General features: G+C 68.6%; 15 protein-coding genes. 10 read left to right on the top strand and 5 right to left on the bottom strand.

Features of this window, described 5'->3' with window-relative positions; translation table 11 throughout:
* Window positions 1-234, top strand: a 234-nt coding sequence (locus EA796_RS23230; RefSeq protein ID WP_158603109.1) for a hypothetical protein, incomplete at its 5' end; no start/stop codon positions are given.
* A 53-nt stretch (window positions 235-287) separates the two neighbouring features.
* On the opposite strand, the gene EA796_RS22010 is transcribed toward EA796_RS23230, so the two are convergent.
* The gene (locus tag EA796_RS22010) at window positions 288-1,526 is read right to left on the bottom strand and encodes an MFS transporter (RefSeq protein ID WP_122110168.1); all 1,239 of its coding nucleotides are present in this window, start codon (window positions 1,524-1,526) and stop codon (window positions 288-290) included.
* 172 nt (window positions 1,527-1,698) lie between these two features.
* Window positions 1,699-2,655 (bottom strand): zinc ABC transporter substrate-binding protein ZnuA, encoded by a 957-nt coding sequence (gene znuA / locus EA796_RS22005; RefSeq protein WP_122110167.1) that lies wholly within the window; start codon window positions 2,653-2,655, stop codon window positions 1,699-1,701.
* Between the two features lie 66 nt (window positions 2,656-2,721).
* On the opposite strand from znuA, the gene zur reads away from it, so the two are divergent.
* From zur to EA796_RS21970, 7 genes are all read left to right on the top strand, one after another.
* Entirely contained in the window at window positions 2,722-3,207 is a 486-nt protein-coding gene (zur, locus tag EA796_RS22000; RefSeq protein WP_122110166.1) for a zinc uptake transcriptional repressor Zur, read from the top strand.
* The gene (gene znuC, locus EA796_RS21995) at window positions 3,204-3,992 is read left to right on the top strand and encodes a zinc ABC transporter ATP-binding protein ZnuC (protein ID WP_122110165.1); all 789 of its coding nucleotides are present in this window, start codon (window positions 3,204-3,206) and stop codon (window positions 3,990-3,992) included. Before zur ends, znuC begins: the two co-directional genes overlap by 4 nt.
* Window positions 3,992-4,780 (top strand): zinc ABC transporter permease subunit ZnuB, encoded by a 789-nt coding sequence (znuB, locus tag EA796_RS21990; RefSeq protein WP_021444556.1) that lies wholly within the window; start codon window positions 3,992-3,994, stop codon window positions 4,778-4,780. Before znuC ends, znuB begins: the two co-directional genes overlap by 1 nt.
* A gap of 122 nt (window positions 4,781-4,902) precedes the next feature.
* Window positions 4,903-5,736 carry a PA5502 family lipoprotein gene (locus EA796_RS21985; RefSeq protein ID WP_122110164.1) on the top strand — a complete coding sequence of 278 codons (834 nt, stop codon included), beginning with the start codon at window positions 4,903-4,905 and terminating at the stop codon, window positions 5,734-5,736.
* Window positions 5,737-5,992: 256 nt separating this feature from the next.
* Window positions 5,993-7,000, top strand: coding sequence for a methionine ABC transporter ATP-binding protein (locus EA796_RS21980; protein WP_021443437.1), 1,008 nt, complete (start codon window positions 5,993-5,995; stop codon window positions 6,998-7,000).
* Window positions 7,000-7,668: a methionine ABC transporter permease gene (locus EA796_RS21975; RefSeq protein ID WP_021443438.1), complete on the top strand. Its 669-nt coding sequence runs from the start codon at window positions 7,000-7,002 to the stop codon at window positions 7,666-7,668. The genes EA796_RS21980 and EA796_RS21975 overlap by 1 nt, the downstream gene beginning before the upstream one ends.
* A gap of 64 nt (window positions 7,669-7,732) precedes the next feature.
* Window positions 7,733-8,503 (top strand): MetQ/NlpA family ABC transporter substrate-binding protein, encoded by a 771-nt coding sequence (locus EA796_RS21970; protein WP_021443439.1) that lies wholly within the window; start codon window positions 7,733-7,735, stop codon window positions 8,501-8,503.
* 73 nt (window positions 8,504-8,576) lie between these two features.
* Here EA796_RS21970 and EA796_RS21965 read toward each other — a convergent pair whose 3' ends face one another.
* Window positions 8,577-9,431 carry a LysR substrate-binding domain-containing protein gene (locus EA796_RS21965; protein ID WP_122110163.1) on the bottom strand — a complete coding sequence of 285 codons (855 nt, stop codon included), beginning with the start codon at window positions 9,429-9,431 and terminating at the stop codon, window positions 8,577-8,579.
* 103 nt (window positions 9,432-9,534) lie between these two features.
* Here EA796_RS21965 and EA796_RS21960 point away from each other — a divergent pair, with 103 nt between their 5' ends.
* Complete coding sequence (locus EA796_RS21960) at window positions 9,535-9,960, top strand: VOC family protein (protein WP_122110162.1); 426 nt, start codon at window positions 9,535-9,537, stop codon at window positions 9,958-9,960.
* A gap of 16 nt (window positions 9,961-9,976) precedes the next feature.
* Here EA796_RS21960 and EA796_RS21955 read toward each other — a convergent pair whose 3' ends face one another.
* Window positions 9,977-10,639 carry a hypothetical protein gene (locus EA796_RS21955; RefSeq protein WP_122110161.1) on the bottom strand — a complete coding sequence of 221 codons (663 nt, stop codon included), beginning with the start codon at window positions 10,637-10,639 and terminating at the stop codon, window positions 9,977-9,979.
* Window positions 10,640-10,760: 121 nt separating this feature from the next.
* Window positions 10,761-13,643, bottom strand: coding sequence for an EAL domain-containing protein (locus tag EA796_RS21950; protein ID WP_122110160.1), 2,883 nt, complete (start codon window positions 13,641-13,643; stop codon window positions 10,761-10,763).
* A gap of 230 nt (window positions 13,644-13,873) precedes the next feature.
* Between EA796_RS21950 and uvrD the strand changes: the two genes are divergently transcribed.
* On the top strand, window positions 13,874-16,057 hold the full coding sequence (gene uvrD, locus EA796_RS21945) for a DNA helicase II (RefSeq protein WP_122110159.1): 2,184 nt from the start codon (window positions 13,874-13,876) through the stop codon (window positions 16,055-16,057).
* Window positions 16,058-16,086 lie beyond the last annotated feature (29 nt).

The following is a 16,086-nucleotide window of genomic DNA, read 5'->3' as shown; positions in this document are numbered from 1 at the left end:
GATGACGAATCCGAGTCCTACCGTCGCAACGAACTGCTTCGTGCCAGTGAGATCAAGAAGATCCGCATCCGGCGAAATCCATTCTTCAAGTCACTGATGATCGACATGAAGGAAGACAATCAACGCTTCTTTCTGAGCAATACGTCCCTCACAGAGAACTTTTTGGCTGAAGCAAATGCGCTCATCAACCAAGGAGCAAGCAACGCGCCGCAAGCCTCCCTGCAAAAGGCTTAAGCTGCGAGTGGGAGGCAACCGTGCATCGCACTTCAGTTTAGCGACCAGCGCCCTTACCTCGATGTTCGTGCATGCGCCAGCACGATCAGCAATACCGCAAACCCCAACACCCCCGCCCCAACGAACAACTCCTCATACCCCAACGCCTTGGCCAGCACCCCGCTGCTGGCTCCGACGAAGCCGGACAGCAGCAACTGCGCCGAGGCCTGCAGGGTGAAGTCGGCGCCTTCGTGTTCGGGGCGGCACATGCGCATCATGGCGGCGAACAGGGCGACGGTGGACATGCCGTCGGCTACCTGCTCGAACAGGGTCACGGCGTAGACCAGTCCGACATTGCCGCCCCGCCCCACCAACAGTGCCAGGGCGGCGATGCCGAGAGCCTGCAGGGCGCCGAACAGGATCAGCGCGCGCAACACGCCGATACGGGCGTAGAGCAGGCCGCCGAGCAGGGCGCCGGCGATGCCGGCTAGGCTGCTGATCAGGGTCAGTTGGCCGAGCGCCGCGGTGATCCAGCCCTGGTCCACCAGCATCGGTTTGATCATCGGCGAGCCGAGCGAATCGCCCAGCTTGAAGGTCAGCACCACCGCCAGCCAAAGCAGCATGCCGGGTTGCGCCAGCAGGCCGCGGTAGTGCTCGAGCAACAGACGCGGGCCCAGTGCGCTTTCCGCCAATGCCGGCTGGAAGGGCAACATCCGGCGCTCGGGGAACAGCCAGATCGGCACGGTCATCAGCAGGATCAGCCCGGCCAGCAGACCAACGGCAAGGTTCCAGCCCAGCGGGTCGATCACCAGCAGCAAGCCGCTACCGCTGACGATCATGCCGACCTTGTAGCCGCCCACCTGCAGGCTGTTGCCCAGGCCGCGCCAGCGCTCGGGCAGCAGGCGCACGGTAAGGCCGTCGGTGGCGATGTCCTGGGTGGACGCCAGCAGATTGATCGTCAGCAGCAGGCCCAGCAGCAGCCACAGGCCTGAGCCGAACAGGGTCTGCGGCGCCAACGTGGCTAACGCAGCCACGCAGAGGATCACGCCTGCCTGCAGCGGCAGAATCCAGCCGCGGTGATGGCCCAAGCGCGGTGAAGCCAGGCGGTCGATCCAGGGCGCCCAGAACACCTTGAGCAGCCAGGGCAGCGCCAGCAGTTTGAGCAGGCCGATCAGCGCCAGGTCGACGCCGTGCTGGCGCAGCAGCACCGGCAGCGAGTGGGCGATCAGCCCGGACGGCAGGCCCTGCGCGCAATAGAGCGAGGCCAGCAGCACCAGCGTGGCGTTGGACGGGCGAGGTGCGGATGGCGACATGGCGGGCGCTCGCGGCAAAAGCGCAAGCCTAGTGGTTAGCGACTGCGAGCGGCAACGTCCGGGTTACAGTTCGTAGCCCGGCTGGTCGCGGCTAGAGCCCTCCCACGCGCACCGCCGCGAGAGGGCGCTACGAATTATGAGGACCTCACCCGGAAGCAGAGCGAGACTCGTGTTACAGACTCCCCAGACACTCCGTCAGGCCATTGGCCAGGTTTTCCAGGAGTTGCTCGTAGCCCGTGGCGCTCACCGGCAGCTCGCCGCCGAGCGCATCCAGCTCGGCCAGTTTCACCGGCAGGCCGACTGTAAGGGTTTCCGCCAGGCGCGGGCGCAGCGGCGGCTCGCTGAACACGCAGCTGGGGCCGGCCTGCTGCAGGCGCTGGCGCATGGCGGCGACGTGGCGGGCGCCGGGTTGCACCTCGCCGAGCACGCTGAACACGCCGGCATGCTTGAGCCCGTAGGCGGCCTCGAAGTAGTCGTAGGCCTCGTGGAAGACGAAATAGGGCTTGTCGGCGATGCTCGCCAGCTGCGGGCGGATTCGGCCATCCAGTGCATCCAGGCGGGCTTCGAAGGCCTGCAGGTTGGCGGCGTAGCGCGCGGCGTTGGCAACGTCGAGATTGGCCAGGTCGGCGGCCATGCGCGCGGCGATCACCCGGGCGTTGGCCGGCAGCAGCCAGAGGTGGGCGTCGAGGCTGCCGGGGCGATGGTCGTGGTCATGGCCCAGGCCGTCGTCCGCCTGATCATGGCCATGCTCGTCGTGCTCGTGCTCGTGCTCGTGCTCGTGCTCGTGTCCAGCATGGCTGTCGCCGAAATGACGCAGGCTCAGGCCGGGCAGTTCCTGCACCGCCACGTCCGGCTTGTCGCGCCCATCCAGCACCCGCGGCAGGAAGCCTTCCATGTCCGGACCGATCCAGTACAGCAGGTCGGCCTCGCGCACCCGGCGCACGTCGGACGGACGCAGCGCATAGTGGTGCGGCGAGGCGCCGGGGGGCAGCAGCACGTCGGGCACGCCGACGCCGTCCTGCACCGCCGCGGCGATCAGTTGCAGCGGCTTGATGCTGGTGAGCAGGCGCACCTCGGCCTGGGCATTGGCGACGAACAGCAGGGCAACGAGACAGAAAAGACGCGACACGGGGCATACTCGGGCGGGATTGAACGGGTAATATAATAACGTCTCCAGCCCGCGCCGTCCTTGCCCATGACCGACACGCCCCTGGCCTCGCGCCCCCACGACCACTCCCGCTGCGTCAGCCATGCCCTGGCCGAGGCCGAGTCCATCTGCACGCGCCAGGGCCTGCGCCTGACCGCCCTGCGCAAGCGCGTGCTGGAACTGGTGTGGGCCAGCCACAAGCCGCTCGGCGCCTACGACATCCTCGGCGTGCTGAGCGACGAGGACGGCCGCCGCGCCGCGCCACCGACCGTCTACCGGGCGCTGGATTTCCTCCTGGAAAACGGCCTGGTGCACCGCATCGCCTCGCTCAACGCCTTCGTCGGCTGCAGCCACCCGGAACACGCGCACCAGGGCCAGTTCCTGATCTGCCGCGCCTGCCATGCCGCCATCGAGCTGGAACAGCCGGCCATCAGCCAGGCCATAGTCGAGGGCGCCGCCGGGGTCGGCTTCGCCGTCGAAGCCCAGACCGTGGAAGTGGTCGGCCTCTGCGCCGGCTGCAAGGGCGCGGCATGAGCGAGGCGCTGATCCGGCTGGAGCAGGTGAGCGTCAGCTTCAACGGCCAGGCGGTGCTGGAAGACGCCCATCTGAGCGTGCGCCCGGGCGAGATCGTCACCCTGATCGGCCCCAACGGCGCCGGCAAGACCACCCTGGTGCGCGTCGTCCTCGGCCTGCTGCAGGCCGAGCGCGGCAGCGTCTGGCGCAAACCGCGCCTGCGCATCGGCTACATGCCGCAGAAGCTGCACGTGGATGCCACCCTGCCGCTGTCGGTGCTGCGTTTCCTGCGCCTGGTGCCGGGTGTCGACCGCACCCGCGCGCTGGCCGCGCTGGCCGAAGTCGGCGCCGAACAGGTGATCCACAGCCCGCTGCAGGGCATCTCCGGCGGCGAGCTGCAACGCGTGCTGCTGGCCCGCGCGCTGCTGCGCGAGCCCGAACTGCTGGTGCTGGACGAGCCGGTACAGGGCGTCGACGTTGCCGGCCAGGCCGAACTGTACCGGCTGATCTCGCGCCTGCGCGAACGCCACGGCTGCGGCGTGCTGATGGTCTCGCACGACCTGCACCTGGTGATGAGCGCCACCGACCAGGTGGTCTGCCTGAATCGCCATGTGTGCTGCTCCGGCCACCCGGAACAGGTCAGCTTCGATCCGGCCTTTATCGAACTGTTCGGCCAGGACGCCAAGAGCCTGGCCGTCTACCACCACCATCACGACCATGACCACGACCTGCACGGCAGCGTGGTCAAGCCGGGCCTGACCATCCACGGCCCGGCCCACGTCCACGGCCCGGACTGCAAACACTGATGCCCGATTTTCTCCTCAACGCCCTGCTCGCCGGCCTGGCGCTGGCCCTGGTGGCCGGCCCGCTCGGCTCCTTCGTGGTGTGGCGGCGCATGGCCTATTTCGGCGACACCCTGTCCCACGCCGCCCTGCTCGGCGTGGCCCTCGGCCTGATGCTCGACGTCAGCCCGACCCTGGCGGTGACGGTCGGCTGCGTGCTGCTCGCCGTGCTGCTGGTGACTTTGCAGCAGCGCCAACCGCTGGCTTCGGACACCCTGCTGGGCATCCTCGCCCATAGCACCCTGTCATTGGGGCTCGTCGTACTGAGCTTTATGCACGAGGTGCGCATCGACCTGATGGGCTACCTGTTCGGCGACCTGCTCGCCGTCGGCCCGGCCGACCTGGCCTGGATTCTCGGCGGCAGCGCGCTGGTGCTGGTGCTGCTGGCGCTGCTGTGGCGGCCGCTGCTGGCGATCACCGTGCACGAGGAGCTGGCGCGGGTCGAGGGCCTGCCGGTGGCGGCCATCCGCCTGGCGCTGATGCTGCTGATCGCCGTGGTGATCGCCGTGGCGATGAAGATAGTCGGCGTGCTGCTGATCACCTCGCTGCTGATCATCCCCGCGGCCGCCGCCCAGCGCCACGCGCGCACCCCGGAGCAGATGGCCCTGGGCGCCAGCCTGCTCGGCCTGGTGGCGGTGTGCGCCGGGCTCAGCCTGTCCTGGTTCCAGGACACCCCGGCCGGGCCGTCCATAGTCGTCAGCGCCGCCGCGCTGTTTCTCGCCAGCTTCGCCCTGCCCAAGCGCAACGCCTGATAGCGCCCTCGACCCTGCGCAGCCCGGATGCCATCCGGGCCAGAGCCTTGCCGATCGGCGTGAATTCGCCGGTGCAACCCTGTATGATTGCGCGTTTTTTGCACAATCCGAGACGCACAGTCATGAAGTCGTTCGTTTTCCGTGGTTTCCCCCTGCTGCTGGTTCTGTTCCTCGCTGGCTGCCAGCAGGCCCCGCAGCAGCCGCTGCCGCCGGTCGACGAGCTGGTGCTCGCCCTGCGCCAGCTCGACCTGAGCCTGGCCGAGGAGCGGCTGGACGATGCCCAGACCCAGCTCGCCACCCTCGAGCGCAGCGCCGCCGGCGACACCCGTCTCGAGCAGTACCGCCGCCAGCTGGCCGACGCCTATCTGCAGCAGGGCCGCGAAGCCCTGCAGCAGGGCGATCTGGATCGCGCCGCCAAGGCCCTCGGCCAGGCGCGCAGCCTGCTGCCGCAGGCCCCGGCGCTGAGCGGCGATCTGCAGCAGGCCATCGAGAATGCCCGCGACTCCCGCCAGGCCGCCGCCGAACAGCAGGCGCGCGACGCCGCCGCCCAGCTCGACGCGCAGCGTCAGGCGCAACTGCGCGAGCAGCGCCTGGCGGTCGAGCGCCTGGCCGCCGCCGTTCCGGCCAAGCTCGCCGCCCCCGCGCCGGCCGTCGCCGAGCCGCCCAGGGCGCGCCTGATCGATCCCGCCGCGGCCAGCAGCGCGGTGGCCATGCCGATGCTGGACAAGCAGGACAACGAGCACCTGCGCCGCCTGCTCGATGGCGTGGCGGCGGACGTGGTGACCTTCCGCTGCGCCGTGCGCATCGAAGTGCGCGAGGCCAAGGACTATCCTTGGGTCGCGGCGCTGCTGTCGGCGCGGATCAAGAAGCTCGACCCGACCTTTCGCCCGCAGCTGAGCCAGAAGATCGTGCCGCAACAGGTGCCGCGGCTGCTGCTGAGCCCGCAGCGCGGTTGAGTACAGGGTGAGAGTGGATGACCCCGTTTATGCCGGCGAATCCGCGGTGCTGGTGGATGGGTGAAGCGTCATCCACCCCACGGTTCGGCGTAGCGCTTAACGGTAATGCGATTTTGTAATAACCATAGGCCAACAAAGATTTTCTCGGCCTAAACACGGCCGGGTAGACTAGCGCCCTTTTGCGCCCACCCGGCGCCCGCTGGCCGGCTCACCTACCGTGGAGCCCGCCCTTGAACATACCCAAAAGGTCGTTCGCGTGATCCAGTTTCAATCCGTCCACAAGGCCTACCGCGTCGCCGGCCGCGAGATTCCCGCACTGCAGCCGACCGCGCTGCAGATCGAACGCGGTCAGGTGTTCGGCATCATCGGCCATTCCGGCGCCGGCAAGAGCACCCTGCTGCGCCTGATCAACCGCCTGGAGGAGCCCTCCGGCGGGCGCATCGAGATCGACGGCGTCGACGTCACCGCCCTCGATGCCCAGGGCCTGCGCCGCTTCCGCCAGCAGGTCGGGATGATCTTCCAGCACTTCAACCTGCTGTCGTCGAAGACCGTCGCCGACAATATCGCCATGCCGCTGCGCCTGGCCGGCGAGCTGAGCCGCGCCGAGATCGATGCCCGGGTCGCCGAGCTGTTGGCCCGCGTCGGCCTGCAGGAGCACGCCAACAAGTACCCGGCGCAGCTCTCCGGCGGGCAGAAGCAGCGCGTCGGCATCGCCCGGGCGCTGAGCACCCGGCCGAAGATCCTGCTGTGCGACGAGGCCACCAGCGCCCTCGACCCGCAGACCACCGCCGCCGTGCTGCAGCTGCTGGCCGAGATCAACCGCGAACTGGGCCTGACCATAGTGCTGATCACCCACGAGATGGACGTGATCCGCCGCGTCTGCGACCGCGTGGCGGTGATGGACGCCGGCGTCATAGTCGAGGAAGGCCCGGTGGCCCAGGTGTTCCTCCATCCGCAGCACCCGACCACGCGGCGCTTCGTGCTGGAGTCCGAGCACGTCGACGAGGCCGAGCAGCACGACGACTTCGCTCATGTGCAGGGCCGCATCCTGCGCCTGACCTTCCAGGGCGAAGCCACCTACGCGCCGCTGCTGGGTACCGTGGCGCGCGAGACCGGAGTGGACTACAGCATCCTCGCCGGGCGCATCGACCGCATCAAGGACACCCCCTACGGCCAGCTCACACTGGCCCTGACCGGTGGAGACATCGACGCCGCGCTGGCGCGCTTCGGCGCCGCCGAGGTGCATCTGGAGGTACTGCGCTGATGCTCGAACAACTGCTACCCAACGTGTTCTGGCCGGAAATCTGGCAGGCCAGCCTCGACACCCTGAACATGCTGCTCGGCTCCATGCTGTTCACCGTGCTGCTCGGCCTGCCGCTCGGCGTGCTGCTGTTTCTCACCGGCCCGCGCCAGCTGTTCGAACAGAAGGCGCTCTACGGCGCGCTGTCGCTGGTGGTGAACATCCTGCGCTCGGTGCCCTTCGTCATCCTCTTGATCCTGATGATCCCGCTCACCGAGCTGTTGGTCGGCACCTCGCTGGGCGTGGCCGGCGCCATCCCGCCGCTGGTGGTGGGCGCCACGCCGTTCTTCGCCCGTCTGGTGGAGACCGCCCTGCGCGAAGTCGAGCGCGGCATCATCGAGGCGACCCAGGCCATGGGCGCCAGCACCTGGCAGATCATCACCCGCGCGCTGCTGCCCGAGGCCCTGCCCGGGCTGCTGGCGGCGGCCACGGTCACCGCCATCACCCTGGTCTCCTACACCGCCATGAGCGGCCTGATCGGCGGCGGCGGCCTCGGCGACCTGGCCGTGCGCTACGGCTACCAGCGCTACCAGCCGGACGTGATGGCGGTGACCGTGATCCTGCTGCTGATCCTGGTGCAGGTGCTGCAGATGGTCGGTGATCGCCTCGTCGTACATTTTTCTCGCAAGTAATGATGAAAAGCGGCGACTCGCCACCCGCGGGACCCGCGCGAACCTTCCCAAAAGGAACCTTGAAATGAAGAAACTGCTGACTGCCCTGGCCGCTTGCGCGGCCTTCTCGGCCCAGGCCGAAACCCTCAACGTCGCCGCCACCCCGGTGCCGCACGCGGAGATCCTCGAGTTCGTCAAACCGGCGCTGGCCAAAGAAGGCGTGGAACTGAAGGTGCGCGTGTTCACCGACTACGTGCAGCCCAACCTGCAGGTGCAGCAGAAGAACCTCGACGCCAACTTCTTCCAGCACCAGCCCTACCTGGACGAGTTCAACGCCAGCCGCAAGACCGAGCTGGTCGGCGTGGTCGGCGTGCACGTCGAGCCCTTCGGCGCCTACTCCAGCAAGGTCAAGAACCTCGGCGAACTGGCGCAGGGCGCCACCGTGGCCATCCCCAACGACGCCACCAACGGCGGCCGTGCCCTGCTGCTGCTGCAAAAGGCCGGGGTGATCACCCTCAAGCCGGAAGCCGGCATCCTCGCCACGCCGAAGGACATCGTCGAAAACCCCAAGGCGATCAAGGTGCGCGAACTGGAAGCGGCCACCCTGCCGCGCGTGCTGAGCCAGGTCGACCTCGCCCTGATCAACACCAACTACGCCCTGGAAGCCAAGCTCAACCCGACCCAGGACGCCCTGGCCATCGAAGGCAGCGACTCGCCCTACGTCAACCTGCTGGTCGCCCGTCCGGACAACAAGGACAGCGCCGCCATGCAGAAGCTGGCCAAGGCGCTGAACAGCGCCGAGGTCAAAGCCTTTATCGCCGAGAAGTACCAGGGCGCCGTGGTGCCGGCGTTCTAAGCCGCAGCCACTGCCCGATCCAGAAGCCCGCCGCCGTGCGGGCTTTTTTCTGCAGGTTGCGCACGCAGGGTGCCTACGCCTGCAGGCACTGCAGCAGGCAATCCAGCGCCGGCTGGCGCTGGGCGCGGCGCAGCAGGGCGAGCAGTTCGCGGTGGAAGGTCAGCTCGCCCAGCTCGAGCACCCGCAGCCGCGTCGGCCGCTGCAGCCACAGCCCGGCGCGCGGCACCAGGGCCACGCCCATGCCGTTCTCCACCAGGCGCACGATGGCCTCCAGCTCGTCCAGCTCCAGCGCCTCGTGCACGCTCAGGCGCTGTTCGCGGAGGAAACGACTGACCTGACGGCCGCCGAACGAGGCGCGGTCGTAACGCACGAACGGCTGTTCGGCGAGCAGCCGCAGCGGCTCGTCGCCCTCCGTCGCCAGCGGCGCGATCAGCACGAAGGGCTCGCGCGCCAGCGGCACCTGCAGTAGCTCCTTGGGCAGCGGGAACGGCGGCTTGATCAGCAGGGCCAGATCCAGTTCGCCGGCATCCAGCTGGCTGAGCAGCTGCAGCGACACCCCCGGCACCAGCTTCAGCTCGACCCGCGGCGCCAGCTGGCGAAAGCGCGGCAGCGCCTCGGCCAGCAAGCCGGTCTGCAGGGTGGCGATGGCGCCGACGCGCAGCTCACCCTGCCACTGGTCCGCCGCCTGCGGCAGCGCCATCTGCGCGTACAACGCCAGCATCTGCTCGGCCAGCGGCAGGGCATGCCGGCCGGCGGCGTTGAGCACGGCGGCGCGGCCGCTGCGGTCGAACAGACGCACGCCCAGCTGCTGTTCCAGCACGCGCATCTGCGCGCTGACCGCCGACTGGGTCAGGCCGACCTGCTGACCGGCGGCGGCGAAGGTGCCCAGGCGGGCGACGGCGACGAAGGTCTTGAACTCGCGCAGCATCGGCAATCCATCAAAATTATTTGAGCTTGCGAGCAAGGATATTCGCTTTCAATCGATTTGGCTGTTGCTAGGCTGGGGGCGAATAACCAAGAGGAACTCCGCAATGGCCCTAGCCCCCTTTCACCTGGCGATTCCCGTGTACGACCTGGCCGCGGCGCGGCACTTCTACGGCGAGCTGTTCGGCTGCGCCGAAGGCCGCAGCAGCGAGCAGTGGGTGGATTTCGACTTCTTCGGCCACCAGCTGGTGATCCATGAAGCGCCGAAGATGGCGCACCAGGAGGCGGCGCACCGCAACCCGGTGGACGGTCACGACGTGCCGGTGCCGCATTTCGGCGTGGTGCTGGCCTGGGACGACTGGCAGGCGCTGGCCGAGCGCCTGCAGGCACGTGGCACGGCCTTCGTCATCGAGCCCCACGTGCGCTTTGCCGGCCAGGTCGGCGAGCAGGCCACCCTGTTTCTGCTCGATCCCTGCGGCAACGCCCTGGAGTTCAAGGCGTTCAAGGATATCGGCCAGCTGTTCGCCAAGTGAGAGTCGGTGGCGCAGCCTAGGCCAGGATCGTCTGCTGCAGGCGTTCGGGCAGCAGGTCGCGCAGTTGCGGGTTGGCGGCCAGCAGCTGCGGCAGCAGCTCGCGCAGCACGGCCGGTCTGAGGTGGGCGCAGACGTCCGCCTGGCGCGGCAACGGCAGGCCGGCGAGCACCCGGGCGGACACCGCGACGTTGTCGTCGGCGGCCGCCGCCTCGGTCAGCTTGCACAGGTAGGCGGTGGAGAAGCTGCGCAGGCTCTGCACGATCAGCTCGATATCGAGGATATGGCGGGCGATCTGCAGCACGTGGTCGGCGTCGTTGATGCCGTAGATCAGCACCTTGACCTGCCTGGCCGACAGGCATTCGGCGTAGCGCGCGGCGGTGGCGAAGGCGCCGATCACGCAGAGCCGGCGCGCCACCTCCAGGTGCAGGCTGTCGGGCAGGCTGAGGTAGGTGGCGAGGATCAGCTGCGGGTCGAGGTGGGTGGTGACCTGCGCGAGGAACTCGACGGGCAGCGCCAGGATCAGCTCACGCAGCTGCGCCGGCGGCAGATGTGGCGACAGCTGCGCCGCCTGCTCGGGGCCGAGCTTCTGCACCAGGGCCGCCTTCACCGGCACCGGCGCCATGCGCTGCGAAGCCAGCAGCAGGCGCTGGCCAAGGCTCAGGGATGGGGCTTCGGCCATCGGGAACTCCTTGTCGTGAGCGGGAGCCCCCAGCATCTCCTAGGATGGCGCGCGCCGGCAGCCATCTTTGATTCGGTCGGCCCGGCCGTCCCCGCGGCGCCTGGGTAGGGAGGGAACAGCCTCAGTACACCGGGGCGTCGATCTGCGCACGCAGCAAGGCGGCGAAGGCCTCGGCCTCCACCGGCCGGCTGATGAGGAAACCCTGGATCTCGTCGCAGTGCTGGCTCTTGAGGAAATCCATCTGCGCCTGGGTCTCCACCCCCTCGGCGACCACCTTGAGCTCCAGGCTGTGGGCCATGGCGATGATCGCGCGGGTGATCGCCGCGTCCTCGCCGCCCGGCGACAGGTCGCGGATAAAGGTCTGGTCGATCTTCACGTAGTGCACCGGGAAGCGCTTGAGGTAGCTGAGCGAGGAGTAGCCGGTGCCGAAGTCGTCGATCGCCAGTTTCACCCCCAGCTCGCGCAGCTGGCGGAAGGTGGCGATGACGCTGTCGACGTTGTCCAGCAGCTGACTCTCGGTCAGCTCCAGCTCCAGGTATCGCGGCGCCAGGTCGGTTTCCTCCAGCACCTGGCGCACCAGGCTGGTCAGGTTGCCCTGGCGCAGCTGGTGCACCGAGATGTTCACCGACACGCGGATCTCCGCCAGGCCCTGGCGCTGCCACTCGCGCGCCTGCCGACAGGCCTGGCGCAGGACGAATTCGCCGATCGGCGCGATCAGCCCAGTTTCCTCGGCCAGGCCGATGAACTCACCGGGCGGCACCAGCCCCTGCTGCGGATGGCGCCAGCGCACCAGCGCCTCGGCGGCATTCAGGCTGTCGTCGGCCAGGCACAGCTTGGGCTGGTAGAACACCTCCAGCTGGCCCTCCTCGATCGCCTTGCGCAGCTGGTTCTCCAGCTGCAGGCGCTCCAGGGTGCAGGCCTGCAGGTTGTCGGTGAAGAACTGGAAGGTGTTGCCGCCCAGGTGCTTGGCGTGCTGCACGGCCATGTTGGCCTGGCTGATCAGCGCGCTGATCTCGCGCGCGTAGTCCGGCAGCAGGCTGATACCCAGCGAGGCGCTGACCACCAGTTCGTGGCCGCCGACGTCCATCGGCACGCGCAGCTTGGCCAGCAGCCGGCTGGCCACCCGCGCCAGGCTGGACAGGCTGCCGTAGGCATCGAGGATGATGGCGAACTCGTCGCCGGACAGCCGCGCGATGCAGTCGGCCTCCGGCACCGCCTGGGTCAGGCGGCGGCTCATCTGCCGCAGCAGCTGGTCGGCGACCTCGTGGCCGAGGCTGTCGTTGAGCAGCTTGAAGCGGTCCAGGTCGATATGCAGCAGGGCGACGCTGCGCCCGCTCTGCCGCGCGCGCTGGCTGGCCTCGTGCAGGCGCTCCTTGAACAGGCTGCGGTTGGCCAGACCGGTCAGTTCGTCGTAGTGCGACAGGTAGCGCAGGCGCTCCTCGGCCTCGCGCCGCGCGCTGAGGTCGGCGAAGAAGCCGACGATATGGCTGGGCCGCCCGCTGGCGTCGCGCACCAGGTTGAGCTGCAGCCATTGCGGGTAGAGCTCGCCGCTCTTGCGCGTCTCGATCAGCTCGCCCTGCCAGCTGCCGCTGCCGTCCAGCTCCTGGCGGATCAGCTGGTACTGGCGGCGCATCTCGCGGCTGCCGATCAAGCTGGTCACCGTGCGCCCCAACACCTCCTCGCGGGCGTAGCCGGTCACCGCGCTGAACGCGCGGTTGACCGCCAGCAGGCGGTAGTCCGGATCGAGAATGAAGATGCCCTCGCTGGCCGCCTCGAACACCGTCGCCGCCAGGCGCTGCTGCTGCTCCTGCTGACGCCGCGCGCTGACGTCGCGGCGGGTGCCGAGCATGCGCCGCACGCGCCCGGCGGCGTCGCGCTCCACCGCGCGACCACGGTCCTCGATCCACAGCCAATGGCCGTCGGCGTGCTTGAACCGGTATTCCACCTGATAGCCGTCGCTGCGCCCCTTCATATGCTCGACCAGGGCGCGGCGCAGCGTCGGCAGGTCGTCCGGGTGCAGGCGCGGGGTCAGGTCGCGCAGCATCACCTGCACCTGCTCGGCGTCCAGGCCGAACAGCTCGCGCAGGTGCGAGTGGTGCACCTGGTCGCTTTCCAGATCCCAGTCCCACAGGCCCAGTTCGCTGGCCTCCAAGGCCAGGGCCAGGCGCGCCTGGCTCTTGCCCAGGGCGTGGGTCGCCTCGTCCAGTTCCAGGGTACGCTCGGCCACGCGCATTTCCAGCTCGCCATGGGCGCCGCGCAGTTCGCGCTCGGCACGCCGGCGCTGCTCCACCTCGCGCGCCAGCTCCTCGTTGAGGCCCTCGGCGCGCAGCTTGGCGTGCTCCAGGTTGGCGATCAGCGCCTGGTTGTGAAAACGCTGCAGCAGGCTGCGCTGGACCAGGCGGTTGACCTGCCAGGCCACCACCAGCAAGGCCAGCGAGAGGATCACCCCGAGCCCGCCCCAGCCGCGCTGCAGGTTGTTGCCTTCGGCCAGCAGGAAGGCCACCGAGGGCAGCAGGCAGGGCAAGGCGAAGGTGAGGAAGGCCGGCAGGCTGACGGCGTAGGCGACGCTGGCGGAGAGGATCGCCGCGGCGATCAGGCCGTAAAGCAGCGCCTGCTGATAGAAGGCATCGGCCGGCACCAGGACGATGGCGGCGGAGGCCAGGGTCAGCCCCGAGGCGCCGGCGCCGAACAGGAAACGCCGGCGCCAGTGGGCTTCGGCCTGGCGGCTGGGCAGCGCGGCGTCGAAGGCCTTGACCTGCACCAGGCGCAGCAATACCAGCAGCACCATCCAGCCCAGCCAGGCGGCCAGCAGCGGCGCGCGCTGCTCGCTCCATAACAGGAAGGCACAGGCCAGGCCGGTGAGCAGCATCAACAGGGTGGGCAGGCGCGAGCCCTGGTAGAGCAGGCGGGTACGTTCGACGGCGATATCCGTGGCGAACAGCTGTTCGGCCGCGTACGGATCCAGCGTCACTTCAGGGACTACGGCGCTAGTGGTGGCGGTCATAGGCGATTTTCTTGTAATGGTGCCTAGGCGTCGCGGCAGAATACCCGAGACAGGCGCATCGCCCAACCAAGATGTGACCAATTTCACCCGTTCGCGCCTAACTTTCGACGGGCCGTCCGCGCCGCCGCCGCCCTGGTTCGCCGGTCGCCGCGCTGACCCGCCGGTCGTCAGCTGCCGCCGTGCGCCGCGCGCGGTTTGCCCGACGTGGCCGCGCCCCCTAGAATGCCGCGATGCAAAACGACCCCGAACTCCTGATCGCTTCTCTCAACGACGCCCAGGTCCAGGCCGTGGCCGCCCCGCTCGGGCGCCAACTGGTGCTGGCCGGCGCCGGTTCCGGCAAGACCCGCGTGCTGGTGCACCGCATCGCCTGGCTGATCCAGGCGGTGGGCGCCTCGCCCCATTCGATCCTGTCGGTGACCTTCACCAACAAGGCCGCCGCCGAGATGCGCGCGCGCATCGAGCAGATGCTCGGCCACAACCCGGCCGGCATGTGGGTCGGCACCTTCCACGGCCTGGCCCATCGCCTGCTGCGCGCGCACTGGCAGGAAGCCGGGCTGGCGGAGAACTTCCAGATTCTCGACTCCGACGACCAGCAGCGCCTGATCAAGCGGGTGATCCGCGAACTCGGTCTGGACGAGCAGCGCTGGCCGGCCAAGCAGGCGCAGTGGTTTATCAACGGGCAGAAGGACGAGGGCTTGCGCCCGGCGCATATCCAGGCCGGCGGCGACCTGTTCCTGGCCACCATGCGCGGCATCTACGAGGCCTACGAGGCGGCCTGCGCGCGCACCGGGGTGATCGACTTCTCCGAGCTGCTGCTGCGCGCCCTCGACCTGTGGCGCGACAAGCCGGGCCTGCTCGAGCACTACCAGCGGCGCTTCCGCCATATCCTGGTCGACGAGTTCCAGGACACCAACGCCGTGCAGTACGCCTGGCTGCGCCTGCTGGCCCAGGGCGGCGACAGCCTGATGGTGGTGGGCGACGACGACCAGTCGATCTACGGCTGGCGCGGCGCGCGGATCGAGAACATCCAGCAGTTCTCCAGCGACTTCCCCGATACCCAGCTGATCCGCCTGGAGCAGAACTACCGCTCCACCGCCGGCATCCTCAAGGCCGCCAACGCGCTGATCGCCAACAACCAGGGGCGCCTGGGCAAGGAACTCTGGACCGACGGCGACGACGGCGAGCCGCTGGCGCTGTACGCCGCGTTCAACGAGCACGACGAAGCGCGCTACGTGGTCGAGAGCATCGAGGACGCGCTGCGCAAGGAAGGCCTCAAGCGCAGCGAGATCGCCATCCTCTACCGCTCCAACGCCCAGTCGCGGGTGCTGGAAGAGGCGCTGCTGCGCGAGAAGATCCCCTACCGCATCTACGGCGGCCAGCGCTTCTTCGAGCGCGCCGAGATCAAGAACGCCATGGCCTACCTGCGCCTGCTCGACGGCCGCGGCAACGACGCGGCGCTGGAGCGCATCGTCAACGTGCCGGCGCGCGGCATCGGCGAGAAGACCATCGAGAGCATCCGCGAGTACGCCCGCGCCCACGACGTGCACATGTGGGAAGCGATTCGCCTGATGCTGGCGGGCAAGGCTTTGCCGGGGCGCGCCTCCACTGCCCTGGCCGGCTTTATCGAGCTGATCGAGACCCTGGCCGAGAAGGTCCTGGCCATGCCCCTGCACCTGATGACCCAGACCGTCATCGAGCAGAGCGGGCTGATCGCCTATCACCAGGCGGAAAAGGGCGAGAAGGGCCAGGCGCGGGTGGAGAACCTGGAAGAACTGGTCAGCGCCGCGCGCGCCTTCGAGAACGACGAAGACGAGGAGCTGACCCCGCTGCAGGCCTTCCTCACCCACGCCTCGCTGGAGGCCGGCGACACCCAGGCCGCCGAGAACGAGGACAGCATTCAACTGATGACCCTGCACAGCGCCAAGGGCCTGGAATTCCCCCTGGTGTTCCTGGTCGGCATGGAGGAGGGTCTGTTCCCGCACAAGATGAGCCTGGAAGAACCGGGCCGCCTGGAAGAAGAACGCCGCCTGGCCTATGTCGGCATTACCCGTGCCATGCACAGGCTGGTGATCAGTTACGCCGAGACCCGCCGTCTCTACGGGAGCGAGACCTACAACAAGGTGTCGCGCTTCGTCCGCGAAATCCCCGCGCCGCTGATCCAGGAAGTGCGCCTGAGCAACAGCGTCAGCCGGCCCATGAGCACCAGTGCGATGGGCGGCGGCAGCCTGTTCGCCGGCAGCGCCGTGCCGCAGACCCCCTTCAACCTGGGCCAGCGCGTGCGTCACAGCCTGTTCGGCGAGGGCACCATCCTCAATTTCGAGGGTGCCGGCGCGCAGGCGCGGGTGCAGGTGAATTTCGAAAGCGAAGGCAGCAAGTGGCTGATGCTCAGCTACGCCAAGCTGGAGGCGCTTTGACCATCGTCCCGATTCGCCTCCGGACCACG

It is taken from the genome of Pseudomonas sp. AOB-7 (assembly GCF_003696305.1).
Lineage (GTDB): Bacteria > Pseudomonadota > Gammaproteobacteria > Pseudomonadales > Pseudomonadaceae > Aquipseudomonas.
This window is presented reverse-complemented; position numbering and strand designations above follow the sequence as displayed.